Origin of the sequence: Pseudoalteromonas sp. NEC-BIFX-2020_015, assembly GCF_012952265.1 — a bacterium.
Classification (GTDB): domain Bacteria; phylum Pseudomonadota; class Gammaproteobacteria; order Enterobacterales; family Alteromonadaceae; genus Pseudoalteromonas; species Pseudoalteromonas neustonica.
The window spans coordinates 193,373-210,040 of the sequence record NZ_JABCJL010000003.1 but is presented as its reverse complement, the minus strand read 5'-3'; the positions used below and the strand labels follow the sequence as shown (position 1 = coordinate 210,040).

13 protein-coding genes and 1 pseudogene are annotated in these 16,668 nt (G+C 39.8%); 1 reads left to right on the top strand and 13 read right to left on the bottom strand.

The genetic code is table 11. The features are described from left to right. Positions 1 to 252: 252 nt before the first annotated feature. The 6 genes from HH219_RS03870 to HH219_RS03845 all read right to left on the bottom strand — a co-directional run bounded on the left by HH219_RS03870 (position 253) and on the right by HH219_RS03845 (position 7,799). The gene (locus HH219_RS03870; protein ID WP_169326675.1) at positions 253 to 1,371 is read right to left on the bottom strand and encodes a serine hydrolase domain-containing protein; all 1,119 of its coding nucleotides are present in this window, start codon (positions 1,369 to 1,371) and stop codon (positions 253 to 255) included. A gap of 434 nt (positions 1,372 to 1,805) precedes the next feature. Then, positions 1,806 to 2,696, bottom strand: a complete 891-nt coding sequence (locus HH219_RS03865) for a DUF4097 family beta strand repeat protein (protein WP_054454309.1) — start codon at positions 2,694 to 2,696, stop codon at positions 1,806 to 1,808. 229 nt (positions 2,697 to 2,925) lie between these two features. Next, a complete protein-coding gene (locus HH219_RS03860; RefSeq protein WP_169326674.1) occupies positions 2,926 to 5,331 on the bottom strand; it encodes a PKD domain-containing protein in 2,406 nt (801 codons plus the stop codon). A 440-nt stretch (positions 5,332 to 5,771) separates the two neighbouring features. After that, positions 5,772 to 6,614, bottom strand: a complete 843-nt coding sequence (locus HH219_RS03855) for a DUF4198 domain-containing protein (RefSeq protein WP_054454313.1) — start codon at positions 6,612 to 6,614, stop codon at positions 5,772 to 5,774. Positions 6,615 to 6,657: 43 nt separating this feature from the next. Further along, on the bottom strand, positions 6,658 to 7,167 hold the full coding sequence (locus HH219_RS03850; RefSeq protein ID WP_054205836.1) for a DUF2271 domain-containing protein: 510 nt from the start codon (positions 7,165 to 7,167) through the stop codon (positions 6,658 to 6,660). Next, positions 7,167 to 7,799: a PepSY-associated TM helix domain-containing protein gene (locus tag HH219_RS03845; RefSeq protein ID WP_169326673.1), complete on the bottom strand. Its 633-nt coding sequence runs from the start codon at positions 7,797 to 7,799 to the stop codon at positions 7,167 to 7,169. The genes HH219_RS03850 and HH219_RS03845 overlap by 1 nt, the downstream gene beginning before the upstream one ends. Positions 7,800 to 8,247: 448 nt before the next feature. Here HH219_RS03845 and HH219_RS03840 point away from each other — a divergent pair, with 448 nt between their 5' ends. Beyond that, on the top strand, positions 8,248 to 9,006 hold the full coding sequence (locus HH219_RS03840; RefSeq protein ID WP_169326672.1) for a transporter substrate-binding domain-containing protein: 759 nt from the start codon (positions 8,248 to 8,250) through the stop codon (positions 9,004 to 9,006). Positions 9,007 to 9,175: 169 nt separating this feature from the next. Here HH219_RS03840 and HH219_RS03835 read toward each other — a convergent pair. The 7 genes and pseudogenes from HH219_RS03835 to HH219_RS03805 all read right to left on the bottom strand — a co-directional run. Beyond that, a pseudogene (locus HH219_RS03835) lies at positions 9,176 to 9,571 on the bottom strand (YbaN family protein); the annotation flags it as partial. Next, positions 9,568 to 10,155, bottom strand: coding sequence for a biliverdin-producing heme oxygenase (locus HH219_RS03830; RefSeq protein WP_169326671.1), 588 nt, complete (start codon positions 10,153 to 10,155; stop codon positions 9,568 to 9,570). The pseudogene HH219_RS03835 and the gene HH219_RS03830, both read right to left, overlap by 4 nt. A 91-nt stretch (positions 10,156 to 10,246) precedes the next feature. Continuing rightward, on the bottom strand, positions 10,247 to 12,877 hold the full coding sequence (locus HH219_RS03825; protein WP_169326670.1) for a TonB-dependent receptor: 2,631 nt from the start codon (positions 12,875 to 12,877) through the stop codon (positions 10,247 to 10,249). A gap of 91 nt (positions 12,878 to 12,968) precedes the next feature. Next, positions 12,969 to 13,913 carry a FecR domain-containing protein gene (locus HH219_RS03820; RefSeq protein ID WP_169326669.1) on the bottom strand — a complete coding sequence of 315 codons (945 nt, stop codon included), beginning with the start codon at positions 13,911 to 13,913 and terminating at the stop codon, positions 12,969 to 12,971. 16 nt (positions 13,914 to 13,929) lie between these two features. Next, entirely contained in the window at positions 13,930 to 14,397 is a 468-nt protein-coding gene (locus tag HH219_RS03815) for a sigma-70 family RNA polymerase sigma factor (protein ID WP_054205841.1), read from the bottom strand. Positions 14,398 to 14,587: 190 nt separating this feature from the next. Then, a complete protein-coding gene (locus tag HH219_RS03810; protein WP_169326668.1) occupies positions 14,588 to 15,886 on the bottom strand; it encodes a porin in 1,299 nt (432 codons plus the stop codon). Between the two features lie 97 nt (positions 15,887 to 15,983). After that, the gene (locus HH219_RS03805) at positions 15,984 to 16,487 is read right to left on the bottom strand and encodes a MarR family winged helix-turn-helix transcriptional regulator (protein WP_054205843.1); all 504 of its coding nucleotides are present in this window, start codon (positions 16,485 to 16,487) and stop codon (positions 15,984 to 15,986) included. Between the last annotated feature and the right edge of the window lie 181 nt (positions 16,488 to 16,668).

The following is a 16,668-nucleotide window of genomic DNA, read 5'->3' as shown; positions in this document are numbered from 1 at the left end:
AGAATTCAGCGCATTGATTACTTTGAGCTGCTATTCGAGGGCTAGGGCGATTGACTCTTTGTTGCTCGGTTTTTACTTAGCCCGCTAGGTTACAAACCTCGCGCCGCGATTAAATCGCCCCTAGATTGAACAAATTTCAATCCAAAAAGGTCAACACGCCCTAGGGCTAGGAAGCGCAGAATAAGCCCTGAGAGTTGGTTAAACAAGCGACATAAGATCTTAACTTTAGGTCGCTTGTGCTTCATTTAATGGTTAATTAGAAATAATTTCTATAATCTTTTTACTATATTCAGTAGGGTTAAGCGTGTCATCGTTGCAAAAAACTATTGCGGATAGTTGCTTGTCAGGGATGCGTTGATAGTGCGTTGCTACACCTAGCCAGCCACCGCCGTGGGAAAAAACTTTACCGTCGTCTTTTTCTTCAACCCCTTGCCCGTTTGCATACAAAGAGCCTCTTGTTAAATGTTGGCTATTAGGCGTATTAAAATGCTTAAGTAAAGCATGCGGCTGTTTGCCTAAAGTAGGGCTATAAAAATAGTGATCCCATAGCAGCATATCCTCAATATTTGTATGTAAGCCACCATCGCCGACCCAAAATAAATTGGTCATATTTGTAAAGTATTCACCACTTTTGTTTTTACTGTACCCACTGGCTCTATTAGCGACTATCTCAGTGCTATCATCACTAAAAAAGGTATGCTTCATACCAAGAGGTTTAAATATACGTTTATCGGAATATGTTCTTAATGATTCCCCTGAAACTTTTTCGACCAGCATCGAAAGTAAAAAATACGCGTAGTTGCTATATTCCCATTGTTGATCGGGTGCTCTTCTTAATGGCACTGTTTTTACATAATCGTAAAACTCTTTAATACTCAGGTAATCTTGATTGCCAAGCCTAAATGGTCCTCCCGCGGAAGAGCGTAAATCCATTGCCTTTTCATCTGTTAGGTCATCCACAAAGTCGTAATCACCCATGCCCGAGAAATGCCCAAGCATCGAGTTAATTGTTACTTTGTTTTTATAATCACGTAATTCGGGCAAGTGTTCGCGAATGTCGTCCTCTAATTTTATTTTTCCTTCATCAGCCAAAAGTAATACGGCCATCGCTGTGAATTGTTTTGATACAGAAGCGATACGATGAATATGATTGCCATCTAAAGGTACATTTAGTTCAAGGTTTGCTGACCCATAGCCAGCTTTATGTATGAGCTCTCCTTGTTTAATAGCGCCAACGGAACAACCAGGGATATGGTCAGATATATCACTAAAAAGTGCGTCTATTTGTTCAGCATATGAAGGTTGAGTTTGAGCGAATACGCTATTTGAAGATACCAATAAAGCTAAGTGAACAACTGTTCTTTTAATCATATTATTCCTTAATATTATATTTTTATTATTTACTCAATTAATTAAAATTGAACGATCTATCAGCACAAAGGCGAGTATTTTGATTCTATGCATTAAGAGGTAAAGCGATATAAAGTAATTGCTACTTGTTAATGTGTAATAAAAAAGTAGGAAAAACATTCAAAGAATATTTGTTTCTTCTTCAATCTTCAACCTCAAAATGATTAGGGTTAGTTTTATTCTAAGGGGCTATAAATAGGGTTGTGCTGAGGCTGCCTTAGAAATTATGCCAATTCGTATTCTGAAAAAGTGATACTGGGTGCAATAAGGGCGGAAGCAATCGTATGCTGGGCATTAGTGGGTAATATTAAAATCTAAAAACAGGTAATTATAGGCTAAAGTTAGCCAATTCTTCGTTTTGTAATATTCGAAGCACCGGCTATAAAAACTTAGTATTAATTTAGTTTTACTGGGCCGTTGATATTATCAATGCTTAAATCGCCTGAGCCAGCTTCAATAATAGTTAGGCCTTTACTGTCATTGACGCGAATACTGCCTGAGCCGTCTTCAATCGTGACTAGGCCATTAACGTGTTCAACATAAATGTCGCCAGATTCATCTTCAATTGTGATGTAATTGCCTAGAGTTTTGGCATTAATACTGCCAGAGTTATCGTCAATATCGACACTGCCGGTGATGTTGGTCAGGGTGATATCGCCAGAGTCATCTTCGATAACCAGGTTACCACGTACATCTCGAATATTGATGCTGCCTGAGTCGTCACTGATTTCAATATTACCGGTGATATTCTGCAAATCGAGATCCCCAGAATCATCATCAATCGTAACATTGTGCCCTTGATTAATAGTGATGCTGCCTGAGTCATCGTCTATTTCGATATTGCCTTGCACACTAGCTATATTAATATCGCCAGAGTCATCATCTATATCAAGGTTAAATGCACTTGGTACAGTCACAACTAAATCGATACTTGGCGAATTACCTTGGTATACAACCATGCCTGTTGGGTTGTAGTCTTTTGCAATTAATACTGCTTTGTTGCCTACTTGTTCTAGAGTGAGTGTGTAAGCGTCATCTATCTTTGCTGTATAAATAGTCGCATCTACGGTGATTTCAGTGGCGGTGCTTGAGCCAATTATTTGCAATGACCCCGATTCAGCATCAATAGAAAGTTGCTGTAACTGCGCTGCTGACAGTGAGAGTTGTTGTTGCTGTTGTACATTGGAGCCTGAGGTTGAAATATGCACAATACAGCCACTGAGCAATAATAGGCTAGCGGCAATAGGAAGGGCTTTAGTTAGCGAAGACAGACGTTTGTTGATCATTATATTGGTTCTCATTTTTTTAATTAGATTTACAGCTTATGATTTTAATAGCAAAAATAAAGCCAAAGTTTAACAAGCTGTTTTTATTAGTTTTAATTTTTCATTGCTGATAAGCATAACGAATAATTGGTCAAATGGACTAAATTCGAGTGGTTATTAATATTGTGGGGTCGATAGAGAAGGCTTATAAGCCACTTCAACAAGGGTTAAAGTGGCTTAGATGATTATTTTAGATATTACAAATACTTATTATTGCTAGGTTTGGTGTGGCTTGAGAGTAGTAAATAGTTGTGTTTGCACCAGTTGTATTACTCACAGTATCCTCAGTGACCGTTACCTCATAAATTGCGCTGCTAGGAAGTGCAATATTCAAGGTCGCATCTAGGTAGGTGCCATTACTTTTTGGCAATACCAAAGATTTTGTTTCGTCAAAGTGAAACTCAAAGCTGTTTGAAGTTAAAATAGTATCAACCATTTTAAAGCGTAAATTTACTGTATCAGGACCAGTAAACTCTGGGCATACGAATACAGATACTTCAACATCTTGCACTGTCGGTAAGCTTGATTGGCCTAAATTTAAGGTAAAGTCATTTTGTGTAATTGCCACTGAGCTATATTCGCCGGCAGCTAATCTGTCATCTGTAGTGACAATTGTTGCTCTTTCACCTTCATACAATACTAAAATAGTGTCGAAGATGCCTTCTGCGTCGGTAGTTAGTGGTACATCGTTCAGTGTCAATTTGGCATTAGCTACTCCTAAATTATTAATATCAGTAATTCGCCCTTTTACAGTACCTTGGAGTATTGCCGTGTCTGTTGCTGAGGTGATGAAAAGCATATTTTTCGAATTACCATCAGCATCCTCAATAACAATAGCGCTGCTGTAGATGCCAGCAATATCAGGTGTAAATTGTGTGGTGCTTTGATCTGTAGTTGTTAAAGCTGCATTTGAACCATCAGGCTTAATAAGTACCCAAGTATAATTAAGCGCGGTGCCTTCTGGGTCGTAGCTTTGGCTAACATCAAATGTTACTATATTACCAACAAAAGCCTGACGTAATTGTTCGCCTTTAGGAATAATAACTGGCTTTGCATTATCTCTAACTATAATAGTAATAGTTTGCGTATCAGAGTATTTAGCGCCATCGTTGGTACGTAACGAAACAACAAACTCTCCCGCCATTGATGCTTTAAATAAAGGCTTAGCAACATCGGTGTTAGAAAGCGTAGCACGACCTATCGGTGATACAATTTCCCACTCATAGGTAAGGTCTTTGCCTTCAGGGTCTGTACTTTGTGAGCCATCAAGTTGAATTTCTTCATCGACTAAAATAGATGGTACATCACTAATAATGGCTGTTGGTTTTTCATTAGCTTGCGCGTGTAACACGGTTGTAGCTTGCTCAGAGCTAAGTTGTCCATCTGATACGATTAATGTGATCACATAATCACCTTCAATATCAGCGCTAAGCGAAGGTGTTGCTGTTGTGTGCTGGATTAGTTGCGCGATACTGTTTTCTGGTTTGCCTTGTAATTTCCAAAGATAGCTTAAAGGTTGCCCTTCAGGATCGTTACACTGCGCGCACTGTAGCGTGACTAAGTCATTTAACATGATGCTTCTTTCAGCTACAAGCTGCGCAATTGGGGCTTGATTAGTCGCCTCTACCGCTAACGTTACTGAGGCTGTACTTGCTTCACCGTGTTGATCTTTAACTGTTAATGAAAGCGTGTACTGGCCAAGTACTGAGGAAGAGAATCCTGCTGTGTGGGTTAAGTTATCCGTTAGTGCTGGGTTGCTATTGGCAGGTTGTGAGGTAATGGCCCATAAATAGCTCAGGGTATCACCTTGATCAGGGTCGCTACTTTGCGTGCCATCAAGTGTGGCTATGCTGTTAGGTGCGATGGTTTTATTTTGCACTTTAATAACAGCTTGAGGAGCAGAATTATCATCGAGCGGTTCGCTTTGTATCAATACCTCATTACTTGCTGTTTCGCCTAATGAATTAGTAATTGTTAGCTTTACTGCATAACTCCCACTTTTATCTGCAATGAATTGACTTTTAACGCTATTATTGTTTTCTATTGTTGCACTACTGCTAAGTGGTTTGGTATTAAATTGCCATTTGTATTGATTGATCACACCGTTTGAGGTGCTGCTTAGTGCGCCATCTAATAAAACTACATCACCTTGTTTTACTGTTTGAGGCTGTCCTGCTTTGGCTATTAATTGCGTGGGAGCGGTTTTAATTTCAATTAATTTATCAACCGGTGTGCTCGAAAGCTTGCCATCACTGACGATTAAAGTGAGCTTATAGCTTTGTGCTTCAGTTACGGATATTTCGACTTTACTTTGATTGTTTACAGCAATGGCAAATTCAGTTTGTTCGTCAACACTGGTTAAGCGCCATTGGTAAGTTAAAGTATCGTTCTCAGGGTCGCTACTGTTTGTGCCACTAAATATGAGTGTTGTATTTACACGCATTTCACCTGCCGGGGCATTAATCATGGCGGTTGGTTTGGTGTTTGTTGGTGCTGTTTTACCTGGGTTTGTATTGCCTGTCGGTGAATCGGAGCCGCCGCCACATGCAGTGAGTGTAAATGCCAAAGCACACGGAATTAAGATCTTCCACGTCATATCAATTTCCTTATCGGTAACATTGTTGTGTAAATTTATTTTAAGAATGTGGGGTGGATATAATTATTATGGGGTAAGTAATTACATTGTTCATGCAGGAATGAAATCCAATTTCCATACTATTTATATCCGTTAAATATATTTTAAAGTAATTATTCAAAACTGGTATTGAATATGTACCTAAAAATACAAGTAAGCAAGTGGATTGCGTTAATTAACTGTATTTTTTTTCATCACAAAAAACTTAACGCAACTAGGTTATAGTAATTGTTGTTTTTTTAGGAATAAATGATTTGGCGTTGATTGGTATTTTTTGATTTAAAATCAAAAGGTTTAGTTTTATGGTTCGGTGTATAAATATAGAAAATTGTTGGTGCGAGCACAGCAAATAAAAGGCCAAGCAAACAGCTTGACCTTATTTTTTGCGTTATAAAAAGAGGTTACTCTGGCGCTACATCAAGTGTCGTGAATAACGAATAGCGTACGCTATCAATGCCTTTTTCAGTCGATTCTTCACTGATACTGGCTTCAATTAGGTATAAGCCAGGGTGCTGCCACGTTGTGCTAAAAAATCCCTCTTTATCGGTGGTTATTTTTACTTCATTACGTTCGTTACGATAGCGTGTATCGCCTTTTAAGATTGCAAGTTCTACGTTAGCCGCAGGTTTTCCTGCTTTTAATAGTTGAAAACGCGCTTGTTCACCAACAAATAAATCATTAGGGTGCGTTGGACCACTTATTTCTAAACCTTTACCGAGCAGAGCAGGTTTTGATGTGCCGTTACGACTTACAAAGGTATCAACGGTAGAGATTGCTTTCGTTGTTTTGATATCGGTTGCATCGGCTGGAATATCCTTGCTGTCTTTACCAGCAAATACACGACGACGGTCGCCATCTTTATTCTTATAAAATGTCATTAAGCGTGGTTTTTGAGTCATGGCAATGTGATAAGTCCCTTCGCCATCAAGCTTCACAGCTGCTGAGTTTTTGCGCTTTAGGTAATAAGCACGAATTTTGTCACTAACAGGTTTACCGTCAGGGCCAATCGCCATAATTAAGTTATCGTCATATTCAGCGCCTTTTTCTTTTGGACGATATGCTTTATCTGGTGCAAAAATTTCATTTGAAATACTCGCATCTACCATTACGTAATGCGCTTTATCGCCTGATAAAGAGGTGTGCGATGGCACTAACCATTGTGCATGTGCGCTGGCGTAGCTTGATGCAAGAGCAGTGAAAGTAAGTGCACCAATTAGTGCGCTTTTAAGTAAATTGATTTTCATAATCTTTCCTTATTTAAATTGTTGTAGCTGCTTTGCTTACGTATTACTTAGCAATAATAGTGACGAAACTTTGTGAATATTCATTAGTACCATCAATGGTTATTTTGCCATCTTTTGTTAGATCGATTGCAACGCGGGTATAATCACGGCCGCCTTCTTCACGAACAACTTCTAGGTTTAGCAAGTATTTACCTGGTTTAACTGCATTGTTAGCCAAATCTTTGCCGTGCCAATTAATGGTGTAAGTGCCGGGGCGTTTTGTCGCGCCTGTTATGCCGTCAAAGTTGGCGTCGCTTTTACCAGCTTTACGCCACCATTGACGTAAATCTTTAAACCATTCTGCTTTTTCTACCCACAATGCGAGTGTTGTTACATGCTTTCGTTCAGGGGTTTCTAACCAAACAGCCACATAAGGGCGGTGGTATGGCTGTACGTCTAAATCAGGTAGAGTTATTTCAATTTCAAGCTCAGCCTGCGCAGCAGTAACATGAGGTAGAAACAAAGCCGCTGTAAATAAGATTACGGCGCTAATTAAGGTGTTAAGTTTTTGCATTAAGACACTCCTTTTAGTTGCGGTACCCAGCATAAATAAATGACGGCAGGTGTTGCGACCCCAAGCACTGTTAGCCATATTCCTACTAAGCGTTTTTTTCTATTTTGAAATAAAATAATCATTCCAGTGATGGAAAATAAGATCATCAATACCGCTGAGATATCAATAACCCAGCTCCACGCCTCGCCGGTGTGGCGACCTTTGTGTAAATCACCTATTAGGCTTAAAATTCCACCCGTTTGGTATTCTAAGTTCAATTCGCCACTGGTAAAGTCGAGCTCAGCAAAGGCAAAACCTGCGGGGAGAGGGTAGTCGAGCATGACTAATGCATCTTCTTTTTCCCACTCAATACTCTTCACTTTTGTTAACCCATATTGCGCTGCTAGAAAGGCTTCTATCTCAGGGTATAAAGCAGGTAAGGTTGTTAAATTTTGCTGTGCTTTGTCGAGTAAATCCGTGGGAATTGGCGTATTTAATTGCCCATCACTTTTATCGCCTTCGAGCCAATCAACATGGTTAAGCACAATGCCGCTGACACAAAATAGAATAAGTAAAAATAGCAACGCTGTAGATAGGTAAATATGTAACGCACGGCTAGTGCTGTATAAGGTTCGTTTATTTATTAACGGCATAAATAATTAAGTAGTTAAGGCAATATTATCTACATGGTAATGATTTGCATTAGCTATCACAACATTATTTACGAACTTTACATTGTTTACTAGGGCGTGTTGACCTTTGTGGATTGAAATTTGTTCAATCTAGGGGCGATTTAATCGCGGCGCGAGGTTTGTAACCTAGCGGGCTAAGTAAAAACCGAGCAACAAAGAGTTAATCGCCTCTAGGAAGAACCCTTTGGGCAGCGCATGTTTGGCATTTATACTGCGTTATCGCCTATTTATGGGGAACAACCACACTACATAGGCGCTGCCTTGCCTAAATACCAAACATACTGCTGCAAAATCAATCACGAAAGGTCAACACGCCCTAGGATAGTGATTAAAAATCCATCTAGAGGCTTATCAAATCCAAGGAAGTAAGATGTTATAATGGTAGAGATAATATTCTAGAGGCTTAGTGATGAAGTATTATTTACTAATAGCATGTGCTTTATTTATACCTGCAGTGGCCGCCAAACCATTGATGCAGCTATGCCTAGAGGCAAAAGATTTTTCGCCTTATGTTTTAGGGCAAAATATAGAGAAAAGACCCACAGGCAGTATTATTGATAATATTAATGCCGCCGGTAAACACGCCAATTTAAAAGTACAATACCAACGTAGCTCATGGTTAAAATGTCAGCAAAATGTAAGCCAAAATAAGTCCCAAGGCTTATTTTCAATGGCGCGCACAGATGAGCGAGCGCGCGAGTATCAATTTCCACCTGTTGCAGCCTATTTAGCCAAAGCTAGCTACCCGCTGATTGTTAAAAAAGGCGGTGTATTTGATCGGGATCATTTAGTCACTCCTTTGGTAAATAAGCAGGGACTTAACGAATTATTATATCGAGCTAATATGCGTTTTGGGTTATCAGCACCTTTTGGCTATTTATCATATGAGTCATTCCAACAAGCGGGCTTACTTGCTGATTCACAGCTCTCGCTTGAACGTGGCTTGCAATTGGTTGCTGTAGATAAGTTAGATGGGTACATTTTTGAGCGTGAGGTTGCTCAGCATTACATCCAAAAATTGAACTTAACTGAGCAACTGACAATAACTAAACACAACATAATGGAAATAAAATTGTATCTACCAATTAATAAAGTGTTTTATCAGGAAAACACGCAGCAGGTAGAGTTATTTTGGCAATATTTGGCACAGGCTGCTAGCGAACTATAAAGCGGCACTGAAGAAGCATGCCAAGCTAACTATGCAGTGCCGATGTGGGTTTACTATAAAATTACACTGAAGTTGCTTGATGTATAAAAACAGTTAATACGACAGCATGAATTAGCATTGCAATTGAAGCGGCTAATATTTTAACTTGTTGTTGTGATATTTGTTTTTCTTTGGGTTGACTTGGGCGGGATGGTCGAGACAATAAGTAAATCATGACTGACGACTCAATTACGGCAACCATGTAGAGAACCCAACCCGATGGTGATGACATAGCCAATAAGACGAAGCCACACAACATGCCAATACCTGCAAACCATTTGGCCTTTATAGGCACAACTTTATGTTCTTGCCAATGGCGCAGTGTTGCGCCATATCTTGGATGATTAAGTAACCATGCCGTAAGTTTAGGTGATGAGCGTGTAAAGCAAGCCAGCGCCAAGATAAAGAAAATAGTGGTGGGCATAACGGGTAAAACAATCCCAATGATCCCCAGCCCAACTAGGGCTAAGCCGAGAAGTTGGTATCCAGCATTTTTATACGCGACTAACGTTACCTTTAAGCTCATGAATAGACGTGTGCCTGATATAGTTGAAAGCGGCTGAACGCTTGACGAGCACCGTTGATAAGTGCCTGCTCTTGTTTATCGCTTAGCTCAATGTTATCTATTAATTGTACTAGATGACGCCACGCACTACCACGCCCAGCACCTGGTCCTGCTAAGTAGCGAGCAGCAAAGTCTCCGTTATATTGTAGACGAACTTGCACTTGTTTTCCTAACATTGCTGCGCCTACTTTTGAGCCTTCAACAACATATAACCAACCAAGTGCGGTTGCCAAATCTGTAGTGTTATCAACTAAAGGATTGAGTGTAATAGTTGGCAATTTACATCTTAAATCAATAAAGTCTTGCTCTAATAAACTTAAGCGACGACGTGCTACCAAGTCATCAATATGTTCACTTAATTCACTGTGTTCATATAAAGCCGCTACATCTTTTAAAAAGTGATATTGCAATGATAAAAACTGCACGTAGTTATCTACGCTAGCGAATGGGTCTTTTTCCATAATGCTTTTATCGATATTGTCATGTAAATCAGCGGTGTGTTGGCGAAGTTTTAGTGCCCTAGATGGAGTGCTTACTGCTGTCATTGTTTGATTCCTTAATGGGATTGACGGTTTATAAATATTTATTTGGGAATGTGAAGTACAAAGTGGCGGCTAATTAGCCGCCATCATTGGGTTATAGCTTGATCTCGAGGCCGATTGTGATAGTGCGTCCTGGCTCAGGCATAGCAACAATTGAGCCTGATGACACCGTGTATCTATCAGTTAGATTAGTGATAGTGGTATAGCCACTAAATGTGTTGTTAAATTTATAATTAGCAAAAAAATCAAGCTGGTAGCTAGCAGGAATTTTGCTGATAGCTTTTGCGCCAGTTCCACTTAAGAACCCGGCTGGGTGGTGTTTTTCGGAGTGCCCTTTATAGGTAAGTCCGGTATCTAAGCGATTATTGATAAATGACGTACCAATCGTGGCGACGATGTTTCTTTTTGGTGGAATACGAAGAGGCGTTAAGCTGCCCGAAAAACCTTGATTGTTACAGTTATTAACCCCTTCAATATCTGCAATAAGCGCTGAGCATATTTTGATATTGGTGTAATTGGTGTATGAAATAGTGCTGTAGAATAAATCGCTTTTATAATTAAGGTTAAGTTCAATACCCGGTAATTCAAAGCTGTCGTAGTTGGTAAAGGTATATTTTACTTGCCATGGTTGAGCATTAGGATCTTTGTTTGGCAATTGCGCTGTTGCCAACATGTTTTCAATTCGGGTATCAAAATAGTTAGCTGATAGCGTTAGGCTATCACCCTTAATTAACGTGTCACTAAAGTGGCTTTCAATTCCTAGCTCAAACGTGTTGCTGTTTTCGGGTGTGACAGGGTAGTCAGGCGAATATGAAAACACTTCATTTGAAACGGTCGTTTCGTATATGTTTGGCATGCGGTACGCTTTGCTGTACTTCGCTTTTAGTGCTGTATTATCAAATAAGCTGTAATAAAGCTGCGCTGTAAAATCTGTTTTTGGATCGAAATTTAGCGCCAGTTCACTTTGGTTATCTTTAGTCTGTGAGTCATGGTGGTTAAGGTTCACGGTTAACTCAATTGGATCTAAATCAAACTGTGCATTCACGAATAAGCTACGGATTGTTTGTTTGCCATCACGAGAGGTGGTTTTATCCCCGTAAAAGTGTTTTAGAGACCCTGCTTTAGGTTTAAGGATTTCGTTTTGTAAAGAAAGGCCATACATCAATGTGGTCGGCACTGAAATCACATTAAAAGCAGAGGTATTATAAACACCTAAACCGTGGCGTTGGTTACTGTATTCATGAAAGTATTGCAGCGCATTAGGGCCAAAATTGCTTGCTAATGCATTGTACTGTTGTAGTTTTGCATTCGTTGTCCATGCGTTTATTTTCAAATCAATTAATGGATTGTTAGTTGGTAAAAAACGATAGAGTAGGTTTGCGCTATTAACCACTGCAGAGCCAGGCTGCCATTGTGGCATGGTTTCTATACCTGCAGGAACGTACCCATACTCACCGTCAGGCTGCATCCAAAAATCGCCTTCTCTTTGTTTGTGCCAGTATGATGCAAGCATTTCACCCGCTTCTTGTTGGTGATGACGTGTATTTAGCTCAATATTATGTTCGTCGTTAAAAGCATACTGTATTTTTGCAAGATAAGACTCACTTTCAAAACTGGTGTTTACTACTTCACCATTTTGATTTACTGGTGGTAAACCAACCCCTCCCCACTCATATTTTTCAACGAAATTTTCATAACCGTGCTTACCAGCAAAGTAGTTGCCGGTTTTTTTGTGGCTATAAGCAATTACAGCATTAAGCTGATCAGTTTTATAGGCACCAGCTAACATGATGCCGCCATTATCAAAGTCACTGCTACTATTGTGGTTACGAACCTGATAATACTGTTGCTGGTTGGCATCATCACTGACGGTTGGTGTGTGATTATTATTGTATGTTTTGAGTTTTATTAATGCGCCAACATCGGCGTTAGGCTTTAGAATATCACTCGTATTTAAGGTGGTAATATTAACCGTTCCGCCAATAGCACCAGCACTAAATGCAGCGCCTTTAATGGCCGAACCTTTCTCTACGGCAACAGTGCTGATTAGGTCTGAATCGATATAAGTGCGATCTGAAGTACCCATATAGCCGCGATTGGTATGGGTTGATTGCAAACTGCCATCAATAAAAATAGGTACCCGGCCTTCGCCTTGCACACCTCGAATACCTATATCTAATGCGCCAGCTTCATTGCGTAAATTATTAGCATCAATACCGGTAAATGTTGAAAATATGTCTGAATTAGAGCTCCCCTTGTTACGGTCAAGCTCATGGCGATTGAGGTTTATTTTATCGCCATTGATCACGATTACTTCAATATTTTGATCGTCTGTTATTGTCGTTTTTTCATTGATCTGGGTCTTACTTAAATCAGGTGTTTGAGATGATGTATCAGCCGCGATATCGGCTTTGATGATAATGGTGTTATCTATAATTTGCGCGTTAATGCCTGTATTTTGCAATGCATGTGATAACGCATCATGAATTGTTCTTTGGCCATACACTGCAGGTGCTTGTAAATTTCGCAAAATAGCGGCATCAGCAATTAGGCTCATATCTGCTTGCTTTGCTAATTGATTGAGTGCCTGACTTAATGGCTGCTGCGCAATATTGAAGGTTACAATAGTTGATGAGCTTTGAGCCATTGTTGGTAGGCTCAAAGCAAGTCCCAATGCGAAGGCAAGCGGGGTTAACTTAGCATGGTAAGGCTGGTATTTTGGCATTGTAATCGTTCCATATAAAACAAATTGGTTTATATGAAAACGAATGATAATGAGAATCCCTCAATAAAAAGTTATAAAAATATAAAATTAATTAAATTTTACTAATAACTATATGATTATTAGTATTTTTAATTTCAACTGGTAAAACGTGAGGGAGTAAATTTAAAAAGTTATCGAGATCTGTTGCGCTAAAAGTCCCCGACAACATCATATTGCTTACCGTGCTATCAGTAAATTCAAAATGAGTATCATGATAACGATTAAACTCAGCAAACACTTCATCCAAAGGTGCGTTATTAAATATTAAGCGCCCATCACGCCACGCAGCAACAAGATGTGGGTTTACGTTTTGTACAGCCATACCTTGCTCATTAAATAGTACTTGCTGGCCTTGTACTAACTCAATTAAATGTTGCTTGTTTTGCACTTTGACACGCCCGTGTTCGACACTGATTCGTGTGCTATTTTGTTTTTTATCAACACTAAAGCGTGTCCCAAGTACGGTTATTTTTGTGTTATCAGCGATGACAATAAAAGGGCGGTGTGGATCGCTGGCAACATCAAATAACGCGCGGCCTTGGATGAGGTTATTTACCCGTTGATTAGCATCGAAAGCTAATGTCAGGTGAGTTTGCGCATCAAGGCTTAATTGCGAGTCATCAGGCAGCGCAACATCAAATTGCTCACTTCGGGCTGATTGATACTGTGCGCTGTAATGTGCACTGGTGTCATTTTGCGGCCAAAATTGATAACTAGTTATGCTGACCATAAATAATGCCACACACGCAGCAATCGCCCACAATGGTGATACACGCTTGGTGGTTGATATATTAAGTTGTGCAATATCATTATCAGAAAATTGTGTTAATAATTGCTCTACTTGCTGGCTCTGCTGATATGCCGCCAGGTGCTCGGGGTTGGTATTAAGCCATGTTAAAAATGCGTGCTGTTGGTTTTTATTAAGCCCCGTTTTTTGTTGTTCAAGCCAAGCGTTTGCTTGCTGCTGAAGTTGCAACTGTGTTTGATGACGATCCATTTTCATTTTCTCATAATTATTTTTTTAGTGTATCGCGGCATGCCAGCATGGCGATTGCCAAATGTTTTTCAACCATACTGACAGAAATACCCATTTGATCAGCGACTTGTTGATAACTCAAATTTTTAAATTTATAAAGCACAAATGCTTGTTTAGTTTTAAGTGGTAGCTGATCAATACAAGTATAAAGTAAATTGAGTTGTTGCTGGCTGGCTAATTTTGCTTCAGGCTCAAAATCAGTAGGTGCGATCAGTTCAATTTCAACGGGTTCTGCAAATTTTTTGCTACGTCTATAGTGATCAATAACAATATTTTTTGCGGTGGTAAAAAATAACGCCCGTTGATGGTTATCGTCTTGGCTTTGTTTATTAGTACGGTTGCTGAGTAGGCGAGTGTAAGCCTCTTGAACTATGTTCTCCGCTTTATCTCGACAGCCTACTGAACGAGAAATAAAGCTTAAGACCTCAGCGTAATATCGTTCCAATTCACACCTGTTTTGTTTCTAAAAAAGGAGGTGGATGCTAGCAGTTTATATCAGTAATGACAATTGTTATCGTTTGTGTGTTCGAGTACACACAAAGCAAAGGGCTTATGGTTGTAGTTTATAACGTATTAAAAAAAGTTAAGTGAGCACCCAGTATGCATACATACTGGGTGTTTAAGTAAAGTGAGGTTTAGAAATAGTAACCAATATTGATATTAAAGCGGCGTTCTGTTTCATCGCTGTCGCCAGCACTAGAACCACCAACAAATGGCTGATTACGTGCGTGCACTAAATCAAAGTAAGTAAATAAGCCACCAGCGGCGACAGATACACCCGTTACATTCATCCAGGTGTTTGCACTCTCATCAGACTTGTTGTAAATAATGCCGTAATCATTATAAAATTGCAGGTTACTGACCGGTCCCCATTGAACAGGCACGCTATACGCTACGTTGAATGTGCTCGTGGTTGCGCTGGCGGCAATCGAGTCATAAAACGCATACGAACCAACAGCAATGCGGTTGGTTTCATCTAGGTTATAGTCATATTCGCCATGTTGTAGCTGAATATTCCACTTATTAATGGTGCTATTAAGGTGTAACGCCCAGGCGTTGTAGCTGCCCGCGCGATCTTGGCCGTCATGTAAACCACCCGCTAGAGCTGAGAGACCCACTTCGGTGGTCATGCCTTCGCCATGGTCAAAATAATAGGCATAGCGGCCTGTAAAGGTATTGTATTCACCAAGCTCTTTTGTTGGCTGTGCGTAAATGCCCTCGTCAACAGGACGGCTCCCTACAATATCATATGAATAGCGGTGACTACGATCTTCAACATAACCATCAACCCCACCAAGTTCATCATTTTTGAAAAAACCTAAGTCAAGCTGCCAATTGTCTGCGACTTGGCGTTTAAATATAACGCCTAAATCATGATCGTCTTCTAAACCAATGTAGTAATTGGTACTAAAAAAGTAGTTATGTGAGTTATAGGGGTCATTACCAAATGGGACTTTGGTAATACCAGCTTGTACTTGCCAATCATCAGCAAATTGATAACCAGCCCATGCAGATTTAATTGCGGTCATATAATCAAAAAAGCGAATTTCACCGCCAATTAATACACCGCCAACCTCGCCAGATACATTTAAACGGAAAATATCAAAGTCAAAATCGCCGCCGCGATTTTTATTTCCATCACTGTACGATGTATGGCTGTAATTAGTACGAATTGCGCCGCCAAATTTAACACCTGATTGGGCTGCTTCGGTGTTGTTCTCAGCTTGCTTGGCGATGGTTATATTTTGCTCTTCAAGCTGTTGATTAACCTTTGCTTGTTTCGCTTTTTCAGCAGCAAGTTGCTGTTGTAATTGCTGCATTTGTTGTTGTAACAGATTAAGCTGAGCTTGCATGGCATCGATATCAGATGCATTTGCAGTGCTAGTTGTTGCGCCTAGCATGGTCGCGAGGGCTAACTGTGAGAGTTTAAGCATGATAAATCGCTAAATTCGAAATGAGTATATATAGAATAAACTATTTCTTAATTTAACCCAAATATCTCAATTTATCGAATAATCTTAAGTTGCTGTTTTAACTAGTTTGAGTTGAGCTCTTACCTTCAGCTGGGCGAGTTATTATTCCAACTTCTAACAGGGGGGCTGCATCGAGACTTTGGGCGTCCATCATGGTTGCAATTCGTTGCATTGATGAGAGTAGCTGACTTTGCTCCCATTCTTCAAGTGCGGAAAACTGCTCAATAAAATGCTCTTGTAGCGGTTGCGGTGCGGCTTGCAAAATAGTTTCACCACTTTCGGTAAGGTAGAGGCTTACTCTGCGCTTATCTAGCTGACTACGTACACGGCTGACTAAATCTCGGTTTTCTAAGCGATCTAAAATATTGGTAACCGTGGCAGGGCTTAAATTTACATTTTGAGCGATGCGACTTGCCGTAATGCCATCTGTTTGCGCCACTTCAGTCATGATCAATAATTGTGGTCCGGTGAGGCCTGATGTTTTATTTAATTGTTTAGAATGAAGGTCAATCGCACGGATCACTTTGCGTAAAGAAACTAGTAACTCGTCATATTTTTGCATTTTTTATCTCATTAGAAGGTGATTTACGGCCAAGGTACGAGCGCAATCAATAAATATTACACATCTAATAAATAGAGTTCAAATAGATGTAGGTGATTAATGGCGTATTAATAGCTTTACAGTGGTCTATGATTGCTTTTTATTTAATTTGAGTTGAAATCAAAATTACTTCATTTCAATG

What these genes read in the sequence shown, in the direction of transcription:
- HH219_RS03860 (WP_169326674.1), bottom strand. Translation starts at nt 5,331, where the DNA reads ATGACGTGGAAGATCTTAATTCCGTGTGCTTTGGCATTTACACTCACT.
- HH219_RS03805 (WP_054205843.1), bottom strand. Translation starts at nt 16,487, where the DNA reads ATGCAAAAATATGACGAGTTACTAGTTTCTTTACGCAAAGTGATCCGT.
- HH219_RS03810 (WP_169326668.1), bottom strand. Translation starts at nt 15,886, where the DNA reads ATGCTTAAACTCTCACAGTTAGCCCTCGCGACCATGCTAGGCGCAACA.
- HH219_RS03845 (WP_169326673.1), bottom strand. Translation starts at nt 7,799, where the DNA reads ATGCCGTTAATAAATAAACGAACCTTATACAGCACTAGCCGTGCGTTA.
- HH219_RS03820 (WP_169326669.1), bottom strand. Translation starts at nt 13,913, where the DNA reads ATGGATCGTCATCAAACACAGTTGCAACTTCAGCAGCAAGCAAACGCT.
- HH219_RS03825 (WP_169326670.1), bottom strand. Translation starts at nt 12,877, where the DNA reads ATGCCAAAATACCAGCCTTACCATGCTAAGTTAACCCCGCTTGCCTTC.
- HH219_RS03830 (WP_169326671.1), bottom strand. Translation starts at nt 10,155, where the DNA reads ATGACAGCAGTAAGCACTCCATCTAGGGCACTAAAACTTCGCCAACAC.
- HH219_RS03850 (WP_054205836.1), bottom strand. Translation starts at nt 7,167, where the DNA reads ATGCAAAAACTTAACACCTTAATTAGCGCCGTAATCTTATTTACAGCG.
- HH219_RS03865 (WP_054454309.1), bottom strand. Translation starts at nt 2,696, where the DNA reads ATGATCAACAAACGTCTGTCTTCGCTAACTAAAGCCCTTCCTATTGCC.
- HH219_RS03870 (WP_169326675.1), bottom strand. Translation starts at nt 1,371, where the DNA reads ATGATTAAAAGAACAGTTGTTCACTTAGCTTTATTGGTATCTTCAAAT.
- HH219_RS03855 (WP_054454313.1), bottom strand. Translation starts at nt 6,614, where the DNA reads ATGAAAATCAATTTACTTAAAAGCGCACTAATTGGTGCACTTACTTTC.
- HH219_RS03840 (WP_169326672.1), top strand. Translation starts at nt 8,248, where the DNA reads ATGAAGTATTATTTACTAATAGCATGTGCTTTATTTATACCTGCAGTG.